Below are 16,648 nucleotides of genomic sequence, written 5' to 3'. Positions count from 1 at the left end.
CCAGGTTCCCGGTGTTCGCGAAGGCATTCGATGCGGTGTGTGCGGAGTTCGAGCCGGGCTTGCGCGAGGTGGTGTGGGGCGAGGACGCGGAGCTGCTGAACCGGACGGAGTACGCCCAGGCGGGGTTGTTCGCGGTCGAGGTGGCGTTGTTCCGGCTGCTCGAATCGCTGGGCGTGGAGTCGGAGTTCGTGGCCGGGCACTCGATCGGTGAGGTGGCGGCCGCACACGTGGCCGGGGTGTTCTCGCTGGCGGATGCCTGCACGCTGGTGCGTGCCCGTGGCCGGCTGATGCAGGCACTGCCGGAGGGCGGCGCGATGCTGGCGGTGCAGGCGACGGAGGACGAAGTCCGGCCGCTTCTGGGTGAGTTCGTGTCGGTCGCGGCCGTCAACGGTCCGACCTCCGTGGTCGTCTCGGGCGCGGAGGAGGCCGTCGAGGAGATCCGCGCGCACTTCTCCGACCGCAAGGCGACGCGGCTCAGGGTCTCCCACGCGTTCCACTCGTCGCTGATGGATCCGATGCTGGCGGACTTCCGCGAGGTCCTCAACGGCCTGTCCTACAGCGCCCCTTCGATCCCGCTGGTCTCCAACCTCACAGGCGCTCTGGGTGCGGACCTCCGCACCCCCGACTACTGGGTGCGCCACGTCCGCGAGACCGTCCGCTTCGCCGACGGCGTCCGCGCCCTGCGCGAGGCCGGCGCCACCGCCTTCGTCGAGGTCGGCCCGGACGGCGTCCTCGCCGCCCTCGCCCAGCAGGACCCGGACGCCCCCGCGCTCCCGCTGCTGCGCCGTGACCGGCCCGAGGAGCACACCCTGGTCACCGCGCTGGCGCGGCTGCACGTCGTCGGCGTCCCGGTCGACTGGACGCGGCTGTTCGACGGCACCGGCGCCCGCCAGGTGGAGCTGCCCACCTACCCGTTCCAGCGCGAGCACTACTGGCCGCGCCCGGCCCGCCGGATCGGGGACGTGACCGGCGCCGGTCTGTCGCCCGCCGAGCACCCGCTGCTGGGCGCGACCGTCGCGCTCGCGAACGCCGAGGGCACGCTGCTGACCGGCCGGCTGTCGCTGAAGGCGCAGCCGTGGCTGGGCGACCACCGGGTGGGCGGCGTGGCGGTCTTTCCACCGGCCGGGTTCGTGGAGCTGGCGGTCCGTGCCGGTGACCAGGTCGCCTGCGACCGGGTCGAGCGGCTGACGCTGGCCGAGCCGCTGGTGCTGCCGGAGGACGGGGCGGTCGTCGTCCAGATCCAGGTGGAGGCCCCGGCGGCCTGCGGCGCCCGCCCGGTGCGGATCTTCTCCCGGCCGGACACCGACGACGGCCCGTGGACGGAGCACGCCACGGGCGACCTCGTCCGCGGCGAGCGCACGGCCGAGTTCGACGCCTCGGTGTGGCCGCCGAAGGGCGCGGTCGTCGCGGAGCTCACCGCGCTCCGGGAGGAGGCGGACCTCGGCCCGGCCTTCGACGGGCTGCGGTCGGTCTGGCGGCGCGGCGAGGAGACCTTCGTCGAGGCGGTCCTGCCGGGCGACTCGGTCGGCGAGTCCGCAGGGTTCGGCGTGCACCCGGCGCTGCTGGCGGCGGTGGTGCGGGCGGACGGCCGCGGGCTGGTGCCGACGGCGTGGTCGGGGGTGTCGCTGCACGCCTCGGGCGCGACCGTGGTGCGGGCGCGGCTCGTGCGCACGGGCGCGGAGACGCTCGCGCTCGCCGTCGCGGACGCGGCAGGGGACCCGGTGCTGTCGGCCGAGGCCCTGACGTTGGCCGAGCCGGCCGCTGTGGCGCAGGGAACGGCGGCGGGGTCGCTGCTCAGGCTGGAGTGGGTGCCCGCGCCGTCGCGTGCGGGTGAGAGCGTGGCGGCCCTGACGCTGGGCGTGGACGTCGCCTCGCTGGCTGAGATCGGCGACGAGGTGCCGGGTGCCGTGGTGGTTCCGGTGACGGGTGGTTCGACGCCGGAGGCCGTGCACGAGGTGGCGGCGTGGGCGTTGGGCCTGGTGCAGGAGTGGCTGGCCGAGCCGCGTTTCGCGGACGCGCGTCTGGTGTTCACGACCCGGGGCGCGGTGCCGGGTGGCGAGGTCGCGGACCTGGCCGGCGCTGCCGTGTGGGGCCTGGTGCGGGCGGCGGAGGCGGAGAACCCGGGCCGGTTCGTCCTCGTGGACGCGGACCCGGACGCGGACGGTGAGCTGCCGCTGGACGCGGTGCTGGCCGTGGGCGAGTCCCAGGTGGTGGTGCGCGACGGCGTCGTCCGGGTGGGCCGGCTGGCCCGTGCCGCCCTCGGTGGCGAACCTTCGAAGGGCTGGGGCGCGGGCACGGTGGTGATCACGGGTGGCACGGGCGGTCTGGGCCGTCTCGTCGCCCGGCACCTCGTCACCGAACACGGCGTCGGCGAACTGCTGTTGCTGAGCAGGCGCGGCGGCGCGTCCGAGCTGGTGGACGAGCTGGCGGAGCTGGGTGCGCGCGTCGAGGTGGTGGCCTGTGACGCCGCTGACCGGGAGGCGCTCGCGGAAGCCCTCCACGGCCGGACGGTCACGGGCGTCGTGCACGCGGCCGGTGTGCTGGACGACGGTGTCGTCACCGCGCTCACCCCCGAGCGGCTGTCGGGCGTCCTTCGCCCGAAGGTGGATGCGGTGTGGAACCTCCACGAGCTGACCGAGGACCAGGACCTGAAGGCCTTCGTCCTGTTCTCCTCCATCTCCGGCGTGATGGGTACGGCGGGCCAGGGCAACTACGCGGCCGCGAACGTCTACCTGGACGCGCTGGCGCACTGGCGCCGCCACCAGGGCCTGCCCGCGCAGTCCCTGGGCTGGGGCGCCTGGATGCCCACCGCCGGCATGACCGGGACCCTCTCCGAAGCCGACCTGCACCGCATCCACGCCTCCGGAGTCCCGCCCCTCACCGAGGAAGACGGTCTCGCCTTGCTGGATGCCGCCATGGCCGTCGACGAGCCGTACCTGGTCGCGACCGGCCGCATGGCCGCCGGGGCACGCCCGCGTGGCGAGGTGCCCACGATGTTCCGCGCCCTCCTGCCCGGCGGGCGCCGCACGGCCTCCGCCACCGGCACCGGCGCCGCGACCATGACGGCCCTCGCCGCTCGCCTGTACGAGCTGCGCGAGACCGATCGCCTGCGCCACGTCGTCGACCTGATACGCACCGAGGCCGCCGCCGTCCTCGGCCACGCCTCGCCGCAGGCCGTCGCCGCCGACCGTGACTTCCACGACCTCGGCATCGACTCCCTCACGGCACTCGAACTGCGTAACCGCCTCACCGCCGTCACCGGCCTGCGCCTCCCGGCGACGCTGGTCTTCGACCACCCCACCCCCGCCGCGATCGCCGACCTCGTCCTGGCGGAGGTGCTCGGGCAGCACGAGGAGCCGCCGGCCCCGGCCGTCGCGGTCGTCCCCACGGCGGACGACCCGATCGCGATCGTCGGCATGGCCTGCCGGCTGCCCGGCGGGATCGGCACGCCCGAGGAGCTGTGGGCGCTGGTCGCCGAGGGCCGCGAGGGCATCTCCGACTTCCCGACCGACCGGGGCTGGGACCTCGACACCCTGCTCGGCGGCGGCCCCGGCGACCGGGGGCGCAGCGCCACCGCGAAGGGCGGCTTCCTGCACGGGGTGGCCGACTTCGACGCGGCGTTCTTCGGCATCTCGCCGCGCGAGGCCCTCGCCATGGACCCGCAGCAGCGGCTCCTGCTGGAGACGTCCTGGGAGGCCGTCGAGCGCGCCGGGATCGACCCCGCGGCGCTGCGCGGCAGCCGGACCGGCGTCTTCGTCGGCACCGGCGGCCAGGACTACCTGACGCTCGTCATGAACGCCCAGGAGGACATCGAGGGCCACGCGAGCACCGGCCTGGCCGCGAGCGTGGTCTCCGGCCGGATCTCCTACACCTTCGGCCTGGAGGGGCCGGCGGTCACCGTCGACACGGCGTGCTCCTCCTCGCTGGTGGCGATGCACCTGGCCGCGCAGTCGCTGCGCAGCGGCGAGTGCACGCTGGCGCTGGCCGGCGGCGTCACTGTGATGTCGTCCTCGCTCGGCTTCCCCGGCTTCACGCGGCAGGGCGGACTGGCCCCGGACGGGCGCTGCAAGGCGTTCGCGGACGGCGCCGACGGGACGGGCTGGTCCGAGGGCGCGGGCGTCCTGGTGCTGGAGCGCCTTTCGGACGCCCGCCGCAACGGGCACCCGGTCCTGGCCGTCGTTCGCGGCTCGGCCGTCAACCAGGACGGAGCCTCGAACGGCCTCACCGCCCCCAACGGCCCTTCCCAGCAGCGCGTCATCCGCCAGGCCCTCGCCAACGCCCGTCTCTCGGCGGCGGAGGTCGACTTCGTCGAGGGCCACGGCACCGGCACCACCCTGGGCGACCCGATCGAGGCCCAAGCTCTCCTCGCCACCTACGGGCAGGACCGCGAACGGCCGCTGCTGCTCGGCTCGTTGAAGTCCAACATCGGCCACACCCAGGCCGCCGCCGGCGCGGCCGGCGTGATCAAGGCCGTGCTCTCGATGCAGCACGGCGTGCTGCCCCGCACGCTGCACGTGGACGCGCCGTCCTCGCACGTCGACTGGGCGGCCGGTGACATCCGGCTGCTCACGCAGGCCGAGCAGTGGCCGGACACCGGCCGACCGCGCCGCGCGGGCGTGTCCGCCTTCGGAATCAGCGGCACCAACGCGCACGTGATCGTCGAGCAGGCTCCGCCGGTCGAGGTCCCCGCAGCGGAGCCGTCGCTCGTGCCGGGCGTCGTGCCGTGGGTTCTGGCGGGCACGTCGGAGGCGGCGCTGGACGCGCAGCTGGCGCGGGTCGCCAGGGTGGACGGCTCGCCCGTGGACGTCGGCCTGTCACTGGCCGCCGACCGGTCGCGGTTCGCGCACCGGGCGGTGCTGCTGGACGGCACGGAGGTGGCTCGCGGTGTCGTCGACGGCGAGCGCAGGACGGCGCTGCTGTTCTCCGGGCAGGGAGCCCAACGTCTCGGCATGGGACGGGACCTGTACGCGCGTTTCCCCGTGTTCGCCGAGGCCTTCGACGCGGTCTGCGCGCAGTTCGACCTGCCTGTTCGCGAGATTGTCTGGGGTGAGGACGAAGAGCTGATCAACCGGACCGCGTACGCCCAGGCCGGGTTGTTCGCGGTCGAGGTGGCGCTGTTCCGCCTCGTCGAATCGCTGGGCGTGCGGGCCGACTACGTCGCGGGGCACTCGATCGGCGAGATCGCGGCCGCGCACGTCGCCGGGGTGTTCTCGCTCGAAGACGCCTGTGCCCTGGTGGCGGCGCGCGGCCGGCTGATGCAGGCGCTGCCGGACGGTGGTGCGATGCTCGCGGTCCAGGCGACGGAAGAGGAAGTCCTGCCGCTGCTGGGCGACTTCGTGTCGATCGCTGCCGTCAACGGCCCGACCTCCGTCGTCGTCTCGGGCACGGAGGAGGCCGTCGCGGCGATCGAGGAGCAGTTCGCCGACCGCCGGACCACGCGTCTGCGGGTGTCCCACGCCTTCCACTCCCCGCTGATGGATCCGATGCTGGAGGACTTCCGTACGGTCCTCAACGGCCTGTCCTACGGCGCTCCTTCGATCCCGGTCGTGTCCAACCTCACCGGCGCCCTGGGCGAGGACCTGACGACTCCCGACTACTGGGTGCGCCATGTCCGCGAGACCGTCCGCTTCGCCGACGGCGTCCGGACCCTGTACGCCGCCGGCGCGACCGACTTCCTGGAGCTGGGCCCCGACACGGCCCTGTCCCCGGCCGTCCGCCAGACGCTGGCCGATTCCCCGCGCGCTGACGCCCCGGACGCGGTCGTCGAGCCGGTCGGCCGCCGGGGCCGCCCCGAAGAGGCCACCCTGCTGACCGCGCTCGCCCGCCTCCACGTCGTCGGTGTGCCCGTCGACTGGGCGCGGCTGTTCGACGGCACCGGCGCCCGCCGCACCGGCCTGCCGACCTACGCGTTCCAGCGCGAGCGCTACTGGCCGCAGACGCACGCCCCGGCCGGCCGCCCCGGCGGCGCTGCGCCGGACGACCCGCTGGACGCCCGGTTCTGGGCCGCCGTCGAGGGCGAGGACCTGGACGCGCTCGCCGCCGGCCTGGCCGTGGACGGCGACGCGCTCGGCGCCGTGCTCCCCGCCCTGTCCGCGTGGCGGCGCCACCACCGCGACCAGTCCCTGCTGGACGCGCTGCGCTTCCACGAGTCCTGGCGGGCGCTGCCGGGCGGGTCGACGGCCCGGCCGTCCGGCCCGTGGCTGGTGGTGACGCCGGCCGGGGACGGCGACGAGGCGTGGGCGACGGCAGTCTGCGAGGCCGTCGGACCGGACGCGTTGTGCCTGTCCGTGCCCGCGTCGGAGCGGGTCGAGCTCGCCGCGCTGCTGCGGGAACTGCCCTCGACCGGGCGCCCGTTCACCGGTGTCCTGTCCCTCCTCGCGCTCGGCGGGGGCGCCGCGCCGGCCGCCGCGACCCTCACCCTGCTGCAGGCGCTGCGCGACGCCGACGTCACCGCGCCGCTGTGGTGCCTGACGCGCGGCGCGGTCTCCGTGGCCCGCACCGACGCGCCGACCGCGCCCGAGCAGGCCGCCGTGTGGGGCCTCGGCCGGGTCGCCGCACTGGAGCACCCCCAGGAGTGGGGCGGCCTCGTGGATCTGCCCGAGACGCCGGACCGGTCCGCCGTTCGCCGACTGGCCGCCGTCCTCGCCGGCGCGGACGGCGAGGACCAGATCGCGATCCGCGCCGCCGCCGTCCACGCCCGCCGGCTGGCGCCGGCCCCGGCCGGTGCGCCGGACGCGGGCTGGACGCCGGGGGAGACCCCGGGCACCGTACTGATCACCGGGGGCACCGGCGGCCGGGGCGCCGCCGTGGCCCGGCAGCTCGCCGCCGCGGGCGCGAGCCACCTGTTGCTGGCGAGCCGCCGCGGGCCGGACTCCCCCGGCGCCGCCGACCTCGCCGAGGAGCTGACCGGCCTGGGCGCCGTCGTGACGATCGTCTCCTGCGACGTCGCCGACCGCGAAGCCCTGGCCGCCCTGCTGGCCGGGATCCCGGCCGACGCCCCGCTGACCGCCGTCGTCCACGCGGCGGGCACGGTCGACGACGGCGTCCTCGACGACCTGACGCCCGAGCGCCTCGCCGCCGTCCACCGGGTCCGTGCCCTGGGCGCGCTCCTCCTGGACGAGCTCACCCGCGGCCTCGACCTGACGGCCTTCGTGCTCTGCTCCTCCGTCGCCGGCGCCGTCGGCACCGCCGGCCGGGCCACCCTCGCGGCCCCGGCCGCTGTCCTGGACGCGCTCGCCCGGCGCCGCCGGGCCGAAGGGCTGCCCGCCACCTCGATCGCATGGGGCGCCTGGGTCGGCGCCGAGGCCACCGGCATCGGCTCGGGCGCTCCGGCCGAGGACGACGGGCGGACCCAGCGCGCCGCCGTCCCGGCCCTGCACCCCGACCTCGCCCTGGCAGCCCTGCGCCAGGCCGTCACCCGCCCGGCCCCGGCGCTCGTGCTGCTCGACCTGACGCAGCCGCAGGTCCTGGAGAGCCTCGTCGGCCTGCGCGGCAACCCGCTGCTACGCGACCTCCCGGCCGCCCGGACCGCCCTGGAGGCCGCCGCGGCGACCCGCCGCGACTACGCGACCGGCGCCTCCGAACTCACCGGACGCCTGCGCGCGCTCACCCCGACGGAGCGGACCGCCCTCCTCACCGACCTCGTCCGCACCCACGTCGCCGCCGTACTCGGCTACGCCGACCGGTCCGCCGTCGCCCCGGACCGCAAATTCCGGGACCTCGGCTTCGACTCCCTGACAGCCGTCGAACTGCCCGCCCGGCTCGGCGCGGCCACCGGCCTCAAGCTCCCCGCCACCTCCGTCTACGACTACCCGACCGCCCATGCCCTCGCCGAGCACCTCCTGGCCGAACTCCTCGACACGCCCGCCTCCGCGCCGTTGCCGCCCGCCGCGGGCGCCGCGGCCGACGACGGCGACCCGATCGCCATCGTCGGCATGGCCTGCCGGCTGCCCGGCGCGGTGACCTCGCCCGACGAGCTGTGGCGGCTGGTCGCCGAGGGCGGCGACGGCGTCGCCGGCTTCCCGGAGGACCGCGGCTGGGACCTGCGGACCCTGCTCGTCGGCGACCGGGACGGCCGCGGCCGCAGCGCCACCCTGGAAGGCGGTTTCATCGATTCCGTCGCCGACTTCGACGCGGCCTTCTTCGGCATCTCGCCGCGCGAGGCCCTCGCCATGGACCCGCAGCAGCGCCTGCTGCTGGAGACCTCGTGGGAGGCCCTGGAGCACGCCGGGGTCGACCCGCAGAAGCTCGGCGGCAGCCGCACCGGCGTCTTCGTCGGCACCAACGGCCTCGACTACGCCACCCTGATGATGAACTCGCGCGAGGACATCGGCGGCCACGCCGGCACCGGCCTCGCATCGAGCGTGCTCTCCGGCCGGATCTCCTACACCCTCGGCCTGGAGGGCCCGGCCGTCACCGTCGACACCGCGTGCTCCTCCTCGCTGGTCGCCCTGCACTGGGCCGGCCAGGCGCTGCGGGCCGGCGAGTGCACGCTGGCGCTGGCGGGCGGCGTGACGGTGATGACCACGCCGGTGAGCTTCGCCGGCTTCACCGTCCAGAACGGCCTCGCGGCGGACGGCCGCTGCAAGGCCTACTCGGACGCGGCCGACGGCACCAACTGGTCCGAGGGCGTCGGCATGCTGGTCCTGGAGCGGCTGTCGGACGCGCGCCGCAACGGGCACCCGGTGCTGGCCGTCGTGCGGGGCAGCGCCGTCAACCAGGACGGAGCCTCGAACGGCCTCACCGCCCCCAACGGCCCCTCCCAGCAGCGCGTCATCCGCCAGGCCCTCGCGAGCGCGGGACTGTCGGCCGCCGACGTCGACGCCGTCGAGGGCCACGGCACCGGTACCGCTCTCGGCGACCCGATCGAGGCCCAGGCCCTCCTCGCGACCTATGGCAAGAATCGCGAACGGCCGCTGCTGCTCGGCTCGTTGAAGTCCAACATCGGCCACACCCAGGCCGCCGCCGGCGTCGCCGGCGTGATCAAGACGGTGCTCGCCATGCGGCACGGCGTGCTGCCGAAGTCCCTGCACATCGACCGGCCGTCCACGGTCGTGGACTGGTCGGCGGGCTCGATCGACCTGCTCACCGAGGCCCGGCCCTGGCCCGAGGTCGACCGGCCCTGGCGCGCCGGGGTGTCCTCGTTCGGGATCAGCGGCACCAACGCGCACGTGATCCTCGAACAGGCACCCGCCGACACCGAGAGCACCGAGGACCAGCGGGTGCTGCCCGCCGTCGTCCCGTGGGTGCTCTCCGGCCGCTCCGACGAGGCACTGGAGACCCACGTCGCCCGCGCCCGCGCGCTCGAACTCTCCCCGCTGGACATCGGCTTCTCGCTCGCCGCCGGACGCTCCGCCTTCGAGCACCGGGCCGTGCTGCTCGCGTGCAGCGAGGGGCTGACGGAGGTCGCCCGCGGCGTCGCGGCGGACCGCTCGACGGCCTTCCTGTTCTCCGGGCAGGGCTCCCAGCGCCTCGGCATGGGACGGGAGTTGCACGCGCGCTTCCCGGTGTTCGCGGACGCCTTCGACGCGGTGTGCGCGGCGCTGGACGAGCACCTGGACCAGCCGCTGCGTACGGTCGTCTGGGGTGAGGACGAAGAGCTGATCAACCGGACCGCGTACGCCCAGGCCGGGTTGTTCGCGGTCGAGGTGGCGCTGTTCCGCCTCGTCGAATCGCTCGGTGTGCGGCCGGAGTTCGTTGCGGGCCACTCGATCGGCGAGATCGCCGCGGCGCACGTCGCCGGGGTGTTCTCGCTCGGCGATGCCTGCGCCCTGGTGGCGGCGCGCGGCCGACTGATGCAGGCCCTGCCGTCGGGCGGTGCGATGCTCGCCGTGCAGGCTGCCGAGGACGAAGTCCTGCCCCTGCTGGACGACTTCGTGTCGATCGCCGCCGTCAACGGCCCGACCTCCGTCGTCGTCTCCGGCGCGGAGGAGGCCGTCGCGGCGATCGAGGAGCACTTCGCCGACCGCCGGACCACGCGCCTGCGGGTGTCCCACGCCTTCCACTCCCCGCTGATGGACCCGATGCTGGAGGACTTCCGTACCGTCCTCAACGGCCTGTCCTACGGCGCTCCTTCGATCCCGGTCGTCTCCAACCTCACCGGCGCCCTGGGCGAGGACCTGACGACTCCCGACTACTGGGTGCGCCACGTCCGCGACGCCGTCCGCTTCGCCGACGGCGTCCGCACCCTGCGCGAGGCCGGCGCGAGCGCCTTCCTCGAACTCGGCCCCGACGGCGTCCTCACCGCCCTCGCCGAGCAGAGCCTCGGCGACGACGCGGCCGACTGCGTCCGCGCCGCCGCCCTGCGCAAGGACCGCGCCGACGAACGCACCCTGCTCACCGCCCTCGCCACGCTCCACGCGGCCGGCGTCCCGGTCGACTGGGCGGCCCTGTTCGACGGCACCGGCGCCCGCCGGGTCGACCTGCCCACCTACGCCTTCGACCGCCGCCGCTACTGGCCGCGCCCGGCCGCCCTCTCCGGCGACGTCACCTCGGTCGGCCTCGTCCCGGCCGAGCACCCGCTGCTCGGCGCCGCCGTCCCGCTCGCCGACGACACCGACGGGGTGCTGTTCACCAGCCGGCTCGCCCTGCGCGTGCACCCGTGGCTGCTCGACCACCGGATCGGCGGCCACCCGGCCTTCCCCGCCGCCGCCTTCGTCGAACTGGCCGTCCGGGCCGGTGACCAGGTCGGCTGCGGCCGGATCGCGGAGCTCACGCTCGGCGACCCGCTGCCGCTCGCCGAGGACGACGAGCCCGTCGTCCAGGTGAGGGTCGGCGCGCCCGACGACACCGGCGCCCGCCCGGTCGCCTGCTACGCCCGCCCCGGCGACGCCGCCCCCGACGAGCCGTGGACGCGCTGCGCCACCGGCACCCTCGTGCCGCAGGACGCCGACCTGCCGGACTACGCCCAGGCGGCCTGGCCGCCGGCCGGCGCGCTCGCCGTCGACCTGGACGGCTTCTACCGCGAGCCCGGACGCGGCCCGGCCTTCCGGGGCCTGCGCGCCGCCTGGCTGCGCGGCGAGGAGGTGTTCGCCGAGGTCGAGCTGCCCGGCGAACCCGGCGAGGACGCCCGCTACTTCGGCCTCCACCCGGCCCTGCTCGACGCCGCCCTGCACGCCGCCGTGCTGATCGGCGTCGGCACCGAGGAGCAGCTGCCGCAGCCCCAGGCCTGGCAGGGCGTCGCCCTGCACGCCGGGGGAGCGGCCGCCCTGCGGGTGCGCCTCGCCCGCCTCGGCGAGGACACCGTGTCCGTCACCGCCACGGACCCGGCGGGCGGCGCGGTGCTGACCGTCGGCTCGGTCACCCTGCGCGCCCCGCAGGCCGCCGCGGCCGCCGCCCGCACCGGCCGGGACCCGCTGTTCCGGATCGAGTGGGTCCCCGCGCCGGCCGCGCCGCCCGCCGCCACGGCGCCGCGCTGCACGGCGCTCGGCCGGGACACCTACGGCACGGGCTCCTCGGCCGCGACCCTCGCGGACCTCGGCCGCCCGGTGCCGGACCTCGTCCTGGTCGCCCTGGAGAGCCCGGTCGGCGACGTCCCCGAGGCCGTCCACGCGCACACCACGCGCGCGCTCGCCCTGGTCCAGGACTGGCTGGCCGAGGACCGGGCCGCCGACTCGCGGCTGGTGTTCGTGACCCGGGGCGCCGTCCGGGCCGCCGACGGCGAGACCGTCCGCGACCTTCCCGGCGGCGCCGCCTGGGGCCTGGTCCGCTCGGCGAACTCCGAGCACCCCGGCCGCTTCGCCCTGCTCGACGTCGAGCGGACGGAGGACGTGGCCGCGGTCCTGCCGCTGCTGCCCGGCCTGCTGGCCGACGGCGAGGCCCAGTTCGCCGTCCGCGGCGGCGCGCTGCGGGTCGGCCGACTGGCCCGGCTCGTGGACGCGGCGGGGCTGCTGCCCCCGGCAGGCACGCCGTGGGTCCTCGACGGCCTTCTGCCCGGCGACATGGCGCTCGTGCCCTGCCCTGAGGCGGCCGAGCCGCCCGCGGCCGGACAGGTGGCGGTTGCCGTCCGGGCCGCCGCCCCTGGCTGCGGTTCCGGTGGGGCCGGCGTGGTGACGGCAGTCGGTGACGGCGTGTCGGACCTGCGCCCGGGTGACGCGGTGTTCGGCGTGCTGCCCGCCGGGCCGAAGGCGGCCGCCGACCGGCGCCTGCTGGCCCCGCTGCCCGACGGCTGGTCGTTCGCGGCCGCGGCCGCCCTGGCCGCCGACTTCCTCCCCGCCCGACAGGCCCTCGGCCGCGGACCGGCCGGCCGGACCGTCCACGTGCACGCCACCGCCACCGGACCGGCCACCGCGGCCGTCGAGCTCGCCCTGCGGCTGGGCGCCGAGGTGTCCGCCACGGCGCCCGACGGGCTGCGCGACGCCCTGCTCGGCCGAGGCCTGCCGCCCGAGCGGCTCGTCGAGCGCGCGGCGTCGGGCACCGACCTCGTCCTCGACGGCGACGCCTTCGCCCGACGTCCCGAACCGGACGCCGACGAGACCGCCGCGATCCTCGCGGAACTCCTCAGCCTGGCGGAAAGCGGCGAGCTCACCCCGCCTCGAATCGTTGCGCACGACATCCGCGACGCCCGCACCGCGCTCGCCGCCCAGGCGCCCGCCACCCGGACCGTCCTCACGATGCCCGTGGAGCCCGATCCCGACGGAACCGTCCTGATCACCGGCGGCACCGGCGCCCTGGGCCGCCACCTCGCCCGCCGCCTCGCCGTCAAGGGCGCCCGCCACCTGCTGCTCACCAGCCGCCGCGGACCGGACGCGCCCGGCGCGGCCGAACTCCTCGCCGACCTGGCGGCCCTCGGCGCCGAGGCCCGCGTCGTCGCCTGCGACACCGCCGACCGCGCCGCCACCGAGGCCCTGCTCGCCGGCATCCCGGCCGAACACCCGCTCACCGCCGTCATCCACACGGCCGGCGTGCTGGACGACGGCATCATCACCGCGCTCACCCCCGAGCGGCTGTCCGCCGTCCTGCGGCCCAAGGTCGACGCCGTCTGGCAGCTGCACGAGCTCACCCGGCACCTGGACCTCGCCACCTTCGCCGTCTTCTCGTCCATCGCGGGCGTCATGGGCAGCCCCGGCCAGGGCAACTACGCCGCGGCCAACGCCTTCCTCGACACCCTGGTCGACCACCGCAGGTCCCTCGGCCTGGCCGGCACCTCGCTCGCCTGGGGCCCGTGGGCCCAGGAAGCGGGCATGACCAGCGAGCTCAGCGAGACCGACATGCGGCGCATGCAGTCCGGCGGCATCCCGCCGCTCTCCGTCGAGCAGGGCCTGGCCCTGTTCGAGGCCGCCCTCGGCTCTGCCGAACCGCTCGTCATCCCGATGGGCCTGGCCGCCGGGGGCATGCGCCCCCAGGGCGAGGTGCCGCCGCTGTTCCGCGGGCTCGTCCGCGCCGCCCGGCGTACCGCAGCCGGTGGCGCGAGCGGTGCCGACGCGGCCGCCGGCTTCACCCGGCAGCTGCTCGACCTCAACGAGCGCGACCGGGTGCGCTACCTCGTCGACACCGTCCGCGCCGAGGCCGCCACCGTCCTCGGCCACCCCTCGCCGGACGCCGTCGACGCCGAACGCGACTTCTACGAGCTCGGGTTCGACTCGCTGACCGCCGTCGAACTGCGCAACCGGATCGCCGCCGTCACCGGCCTGCGGATGCCCGCGACCGTCGTCTTCGACAGCCGCTCGCCCGTCGAGCTCGCTGCCTGGATCCGCAGCGAAATCGCCGACCAGCGCGCCGAGGACGGCGAGAACGGGGCCGTCCTCGTACCCGGGGGCGCACCCGAACTGGACTCCCTGGAGCGGCTGTTCACGGACGCCCTGGCCAACGGCAAGGTGCCCGAGGCCCAGCGCATGCTCGCGACCGTCGCCGCCCTGCGCCCCACCTTCGAGGCGACCGCCGAACTGGAGGACCTGCCCTGGGCGACCCGCCTCGCCGAGGGGCCGCGCCCGACCCGGCTGATCTGCGTCAGCGCGCCCACCGCCAACGCGGGCGTGCACCAGTACGCGCGGCTCGCCGCCCACTTCCGCGGCGAGCGCGAGGTGTCGGCGCTCCCGCTGGTCGGCTTCGCCACCGGCGAGCGGCTGCCCGCCACTGCCGAGGTCGCCACCCGGGTGATCGCCGAGAGCGCCCTGCGTGCCGGCGACGGCCACCCGTTCGTCCTCGCCGGCCACTCCTCCGGCGGCTCCTTCGCCTACGCCGCGGCCGGCCTGCTGGAGCACACGTGGGGCATCCGCCCGGCGGGTGTGGTGCTCTTCGACACGCTGAGCTTCCAGCACAACGCGGACGAGGGCACCGACTACACCGGCATGATGCGGCTGAACTTCACCGGCGCCGACTCGCCGGTGCGGCTGACCAACTCCCGGCTGTCCGCCATGGGCCGCTGGATGGTCCTGCTCAACAGCCTGGAGGTCCACCACACCACGGCCCCCGTCCTGCTGGTCACCTGCGACCGTGCCCTGACGGGTGTCGACGAGGTCCCCATCGAGCAGCGCGTCCAGGCCGAGCCGCTCGTGCCGGGCGCCCGAGTGGTCGGTGTCGACGCCGACCACCTGTCGATGATCCGCGAGGACTCGGCCCTCACCGCGCAGATCGTGGAGGAGTGGCTTCGCGGCCGGGAGTGACCCGACGGACGGGCGTCGCCGGGCACCTGCGGGTGCCGGGCGACGCCCGTCCGCGCGTCGGGGGCGTCCAGCGTCTAGGGAAAACCGGGGCCGGGCGTGGCGAGACTGGGCGGGCGACGGGTCGGACCCGACGCCAGGGGTGCGCGCGGCGCCGGACCGGGCGTTCGGCCGCGCCCTTCCCGCACGGCGTTCCTGGCAGACCCCCGGAGAGGTTGACGTCCCGATGTCGAACGAAGACAAGCTCCGCGACTACCTGAAGCGGGCGATCGCGGACCTCCACGAGACCCGCGAACAGCTCCGCGAGGTGACCGAGCAGCGCCGGGAGCCGATCGCCGTGGTCGGCATGGCCTGCCGGCTGCCGGGCGGGGTCGCCTCCCCGGAGGAACTCTGGGACCTGGTGCGCGACGGCGTCGACGCCGTCTCCACCTTCCCCGCCGACCGCGGCTGGGACCTGCCCGAGGGCGCCGTCACCTCCCGCGAGAGTGGCTTCCTGCACGACGCCGGCGAGTTCGACGCCGAGTTCTTCGGCATCTCCCCGCGCGAGGCCCTCGCGATGGACCCCCAGCAGCGGCTCCTGCTGGAGACCGCGTGGGAGGCCGTCGAACGGGCCGGCATCGCCCCCGGGGCGCTCCACGGAACGCCCACCGGCGTGTTCGTCGGCGCCGGACACGGCGGCTACGACGGCGCCTCCACCGCCTCCGGCCAGGTTGCCGAGGCGGCCGCCGGGCACTTGCTCACCGGCAACACCGTCAGCGTCGCCTCGGGCCGGATCTCCTACGTCCTCGGCCTGGAGGGCCCGGCCGTCACGGTCGACACCGCCTGCTCCTCCTCCCTGGTCGCCCTGCACCTCGCCGTGCAGTCGCTGCGCCGCGGCGAGTGCACGCTCGCCCTGGCCGGCGGCGTGACGGTGATGTCCAGCCCGCAGATGTTCACCGAGTTCTCCCGGCAGGGCGGCCTGGCCGCCGACGGCCGGTGCAAGCCCTTCACCGCGGCGGCCGACGGCACGGCGTGGAGCGAGGGCGCGGCGGTCCTCCTGGTCGAGCGGCTCTGCGACGCGCAGCGCCTCGGCCACCGGGTGCTGGCGATCGTACGCGGCTCCGCCGTCAACCAGGACGGCGCCTCCAACGGCCTCACGGCCCCCAACGGTCCGTCGCAGCAGCGGGTGATCCGGGCGGCCCTGGCCGACGCCGGTCTGACGCCCGGCGAGGTCGACGTCGTCGAGGCGCACGGCACGGGCACCCGGCTCGGCGACCCCATCGAGGCGCAGGCGCTGCTCGCGACGTACGGGCAGGACCGCGAACGGCCGGTGCTCATCGGCGCGTTGAAGTCCAACACCGGCCACACCCAGGCGGCCTCCGGCGTGGCGGGCGTGATCAAGACGGTGCTCGCGATGCAGCACGGACTGCTGCCGCGCACCCTGCACCTCGACGCCCCCACCCCGCACGTCGACTGGACCGCCGGCGCTGCCGAACTGCTGGGCGAAGCCCGCGCGTGGCCCGCCAACGCGTGGCCCCGGCGCGCGGCGGTGTCCTCCTTCGGCGTGAGCGGCACCAACGCGCACGTCGTGCTGGAGGCGGCGCCCCCGGAGCCTTTGGAGGTCGGTGATCCCGTACCCGGGGCGGTGCTGCCGTGGACCCTGTCGGCGCACGGCGAGACGGCCCTGCGGGCCCAGGCCGGACGCCTGGCCACCCACCTCAGGACGCGCGGCCCGCTCGACCCGGCCGACGTCGCGTACTCCCTGGCGACCGGCCGGACGGCCATGGCCCACCGGGCCGTCATCGTCTCGGCCGACCCGGAGGAGCGACTGCGCGCTCTGGACGCCCTGGCGGCCGGCGGTGGGGGAACGAGCGTCGTGACGGGCGTGGTGGGGAAGGGGGCGACGGCGTTCCTGTTCTCCGGTCAGGGGTCGCAACGTCTGGGGATGGGGCGGGAGTTGTACACCCGTTTCCCGGTGTTCGCGGAGGCGTTCGACGCGGTGTGCGCGGAGCTGGATCCGGGCTTGCGCGAGGTGATGTGGGGTGCGGACGAGGAGTTGCTGAACCGGA

Annotated in this window: 2 protein-coding genes; both read left to right on the top strand. The window is 76.0% G+C overall.

Annotated features, from left to right (window positions below; genetic code table 11):
- The first annotated feature begins 11 nt into the window (after positions 1-11).
- Positions 12-14,603 carry a type I polyketide synthase gene (locus AB0D10_RS44665; RefSeq protein WP_360268353.1) on the top strand — a complete coding sequence of 4,864 codons (14,592 nt, stop codon included), beginning with the start codon at positions 12-14 and terminating at the stop codon, positions 14,601-14,603.
- Between the two features lie 223 nt (positions 14,604-14,826).
- Positions 14,827-16,648: type I polyketide synthase (locus tag AB0D10_RS44660; RefSeq protein WP_360268351.1), on the top strand; the 1,822-nt coding region annotated here is incomplete at its 3' end.

The organism is Kitasatospora sp. NPDC048545 (assembly GCF_040651155.1).
Taxonomy (GTDB): domain Bacteria; phylum Actinomycetota; class Actinomycetes; order Streptomycetales; family Streptomycetaceae; genus Kitasatospora.
This window is presented reverse-complemented; position numbering and strand designations above follow the sequence as displayed.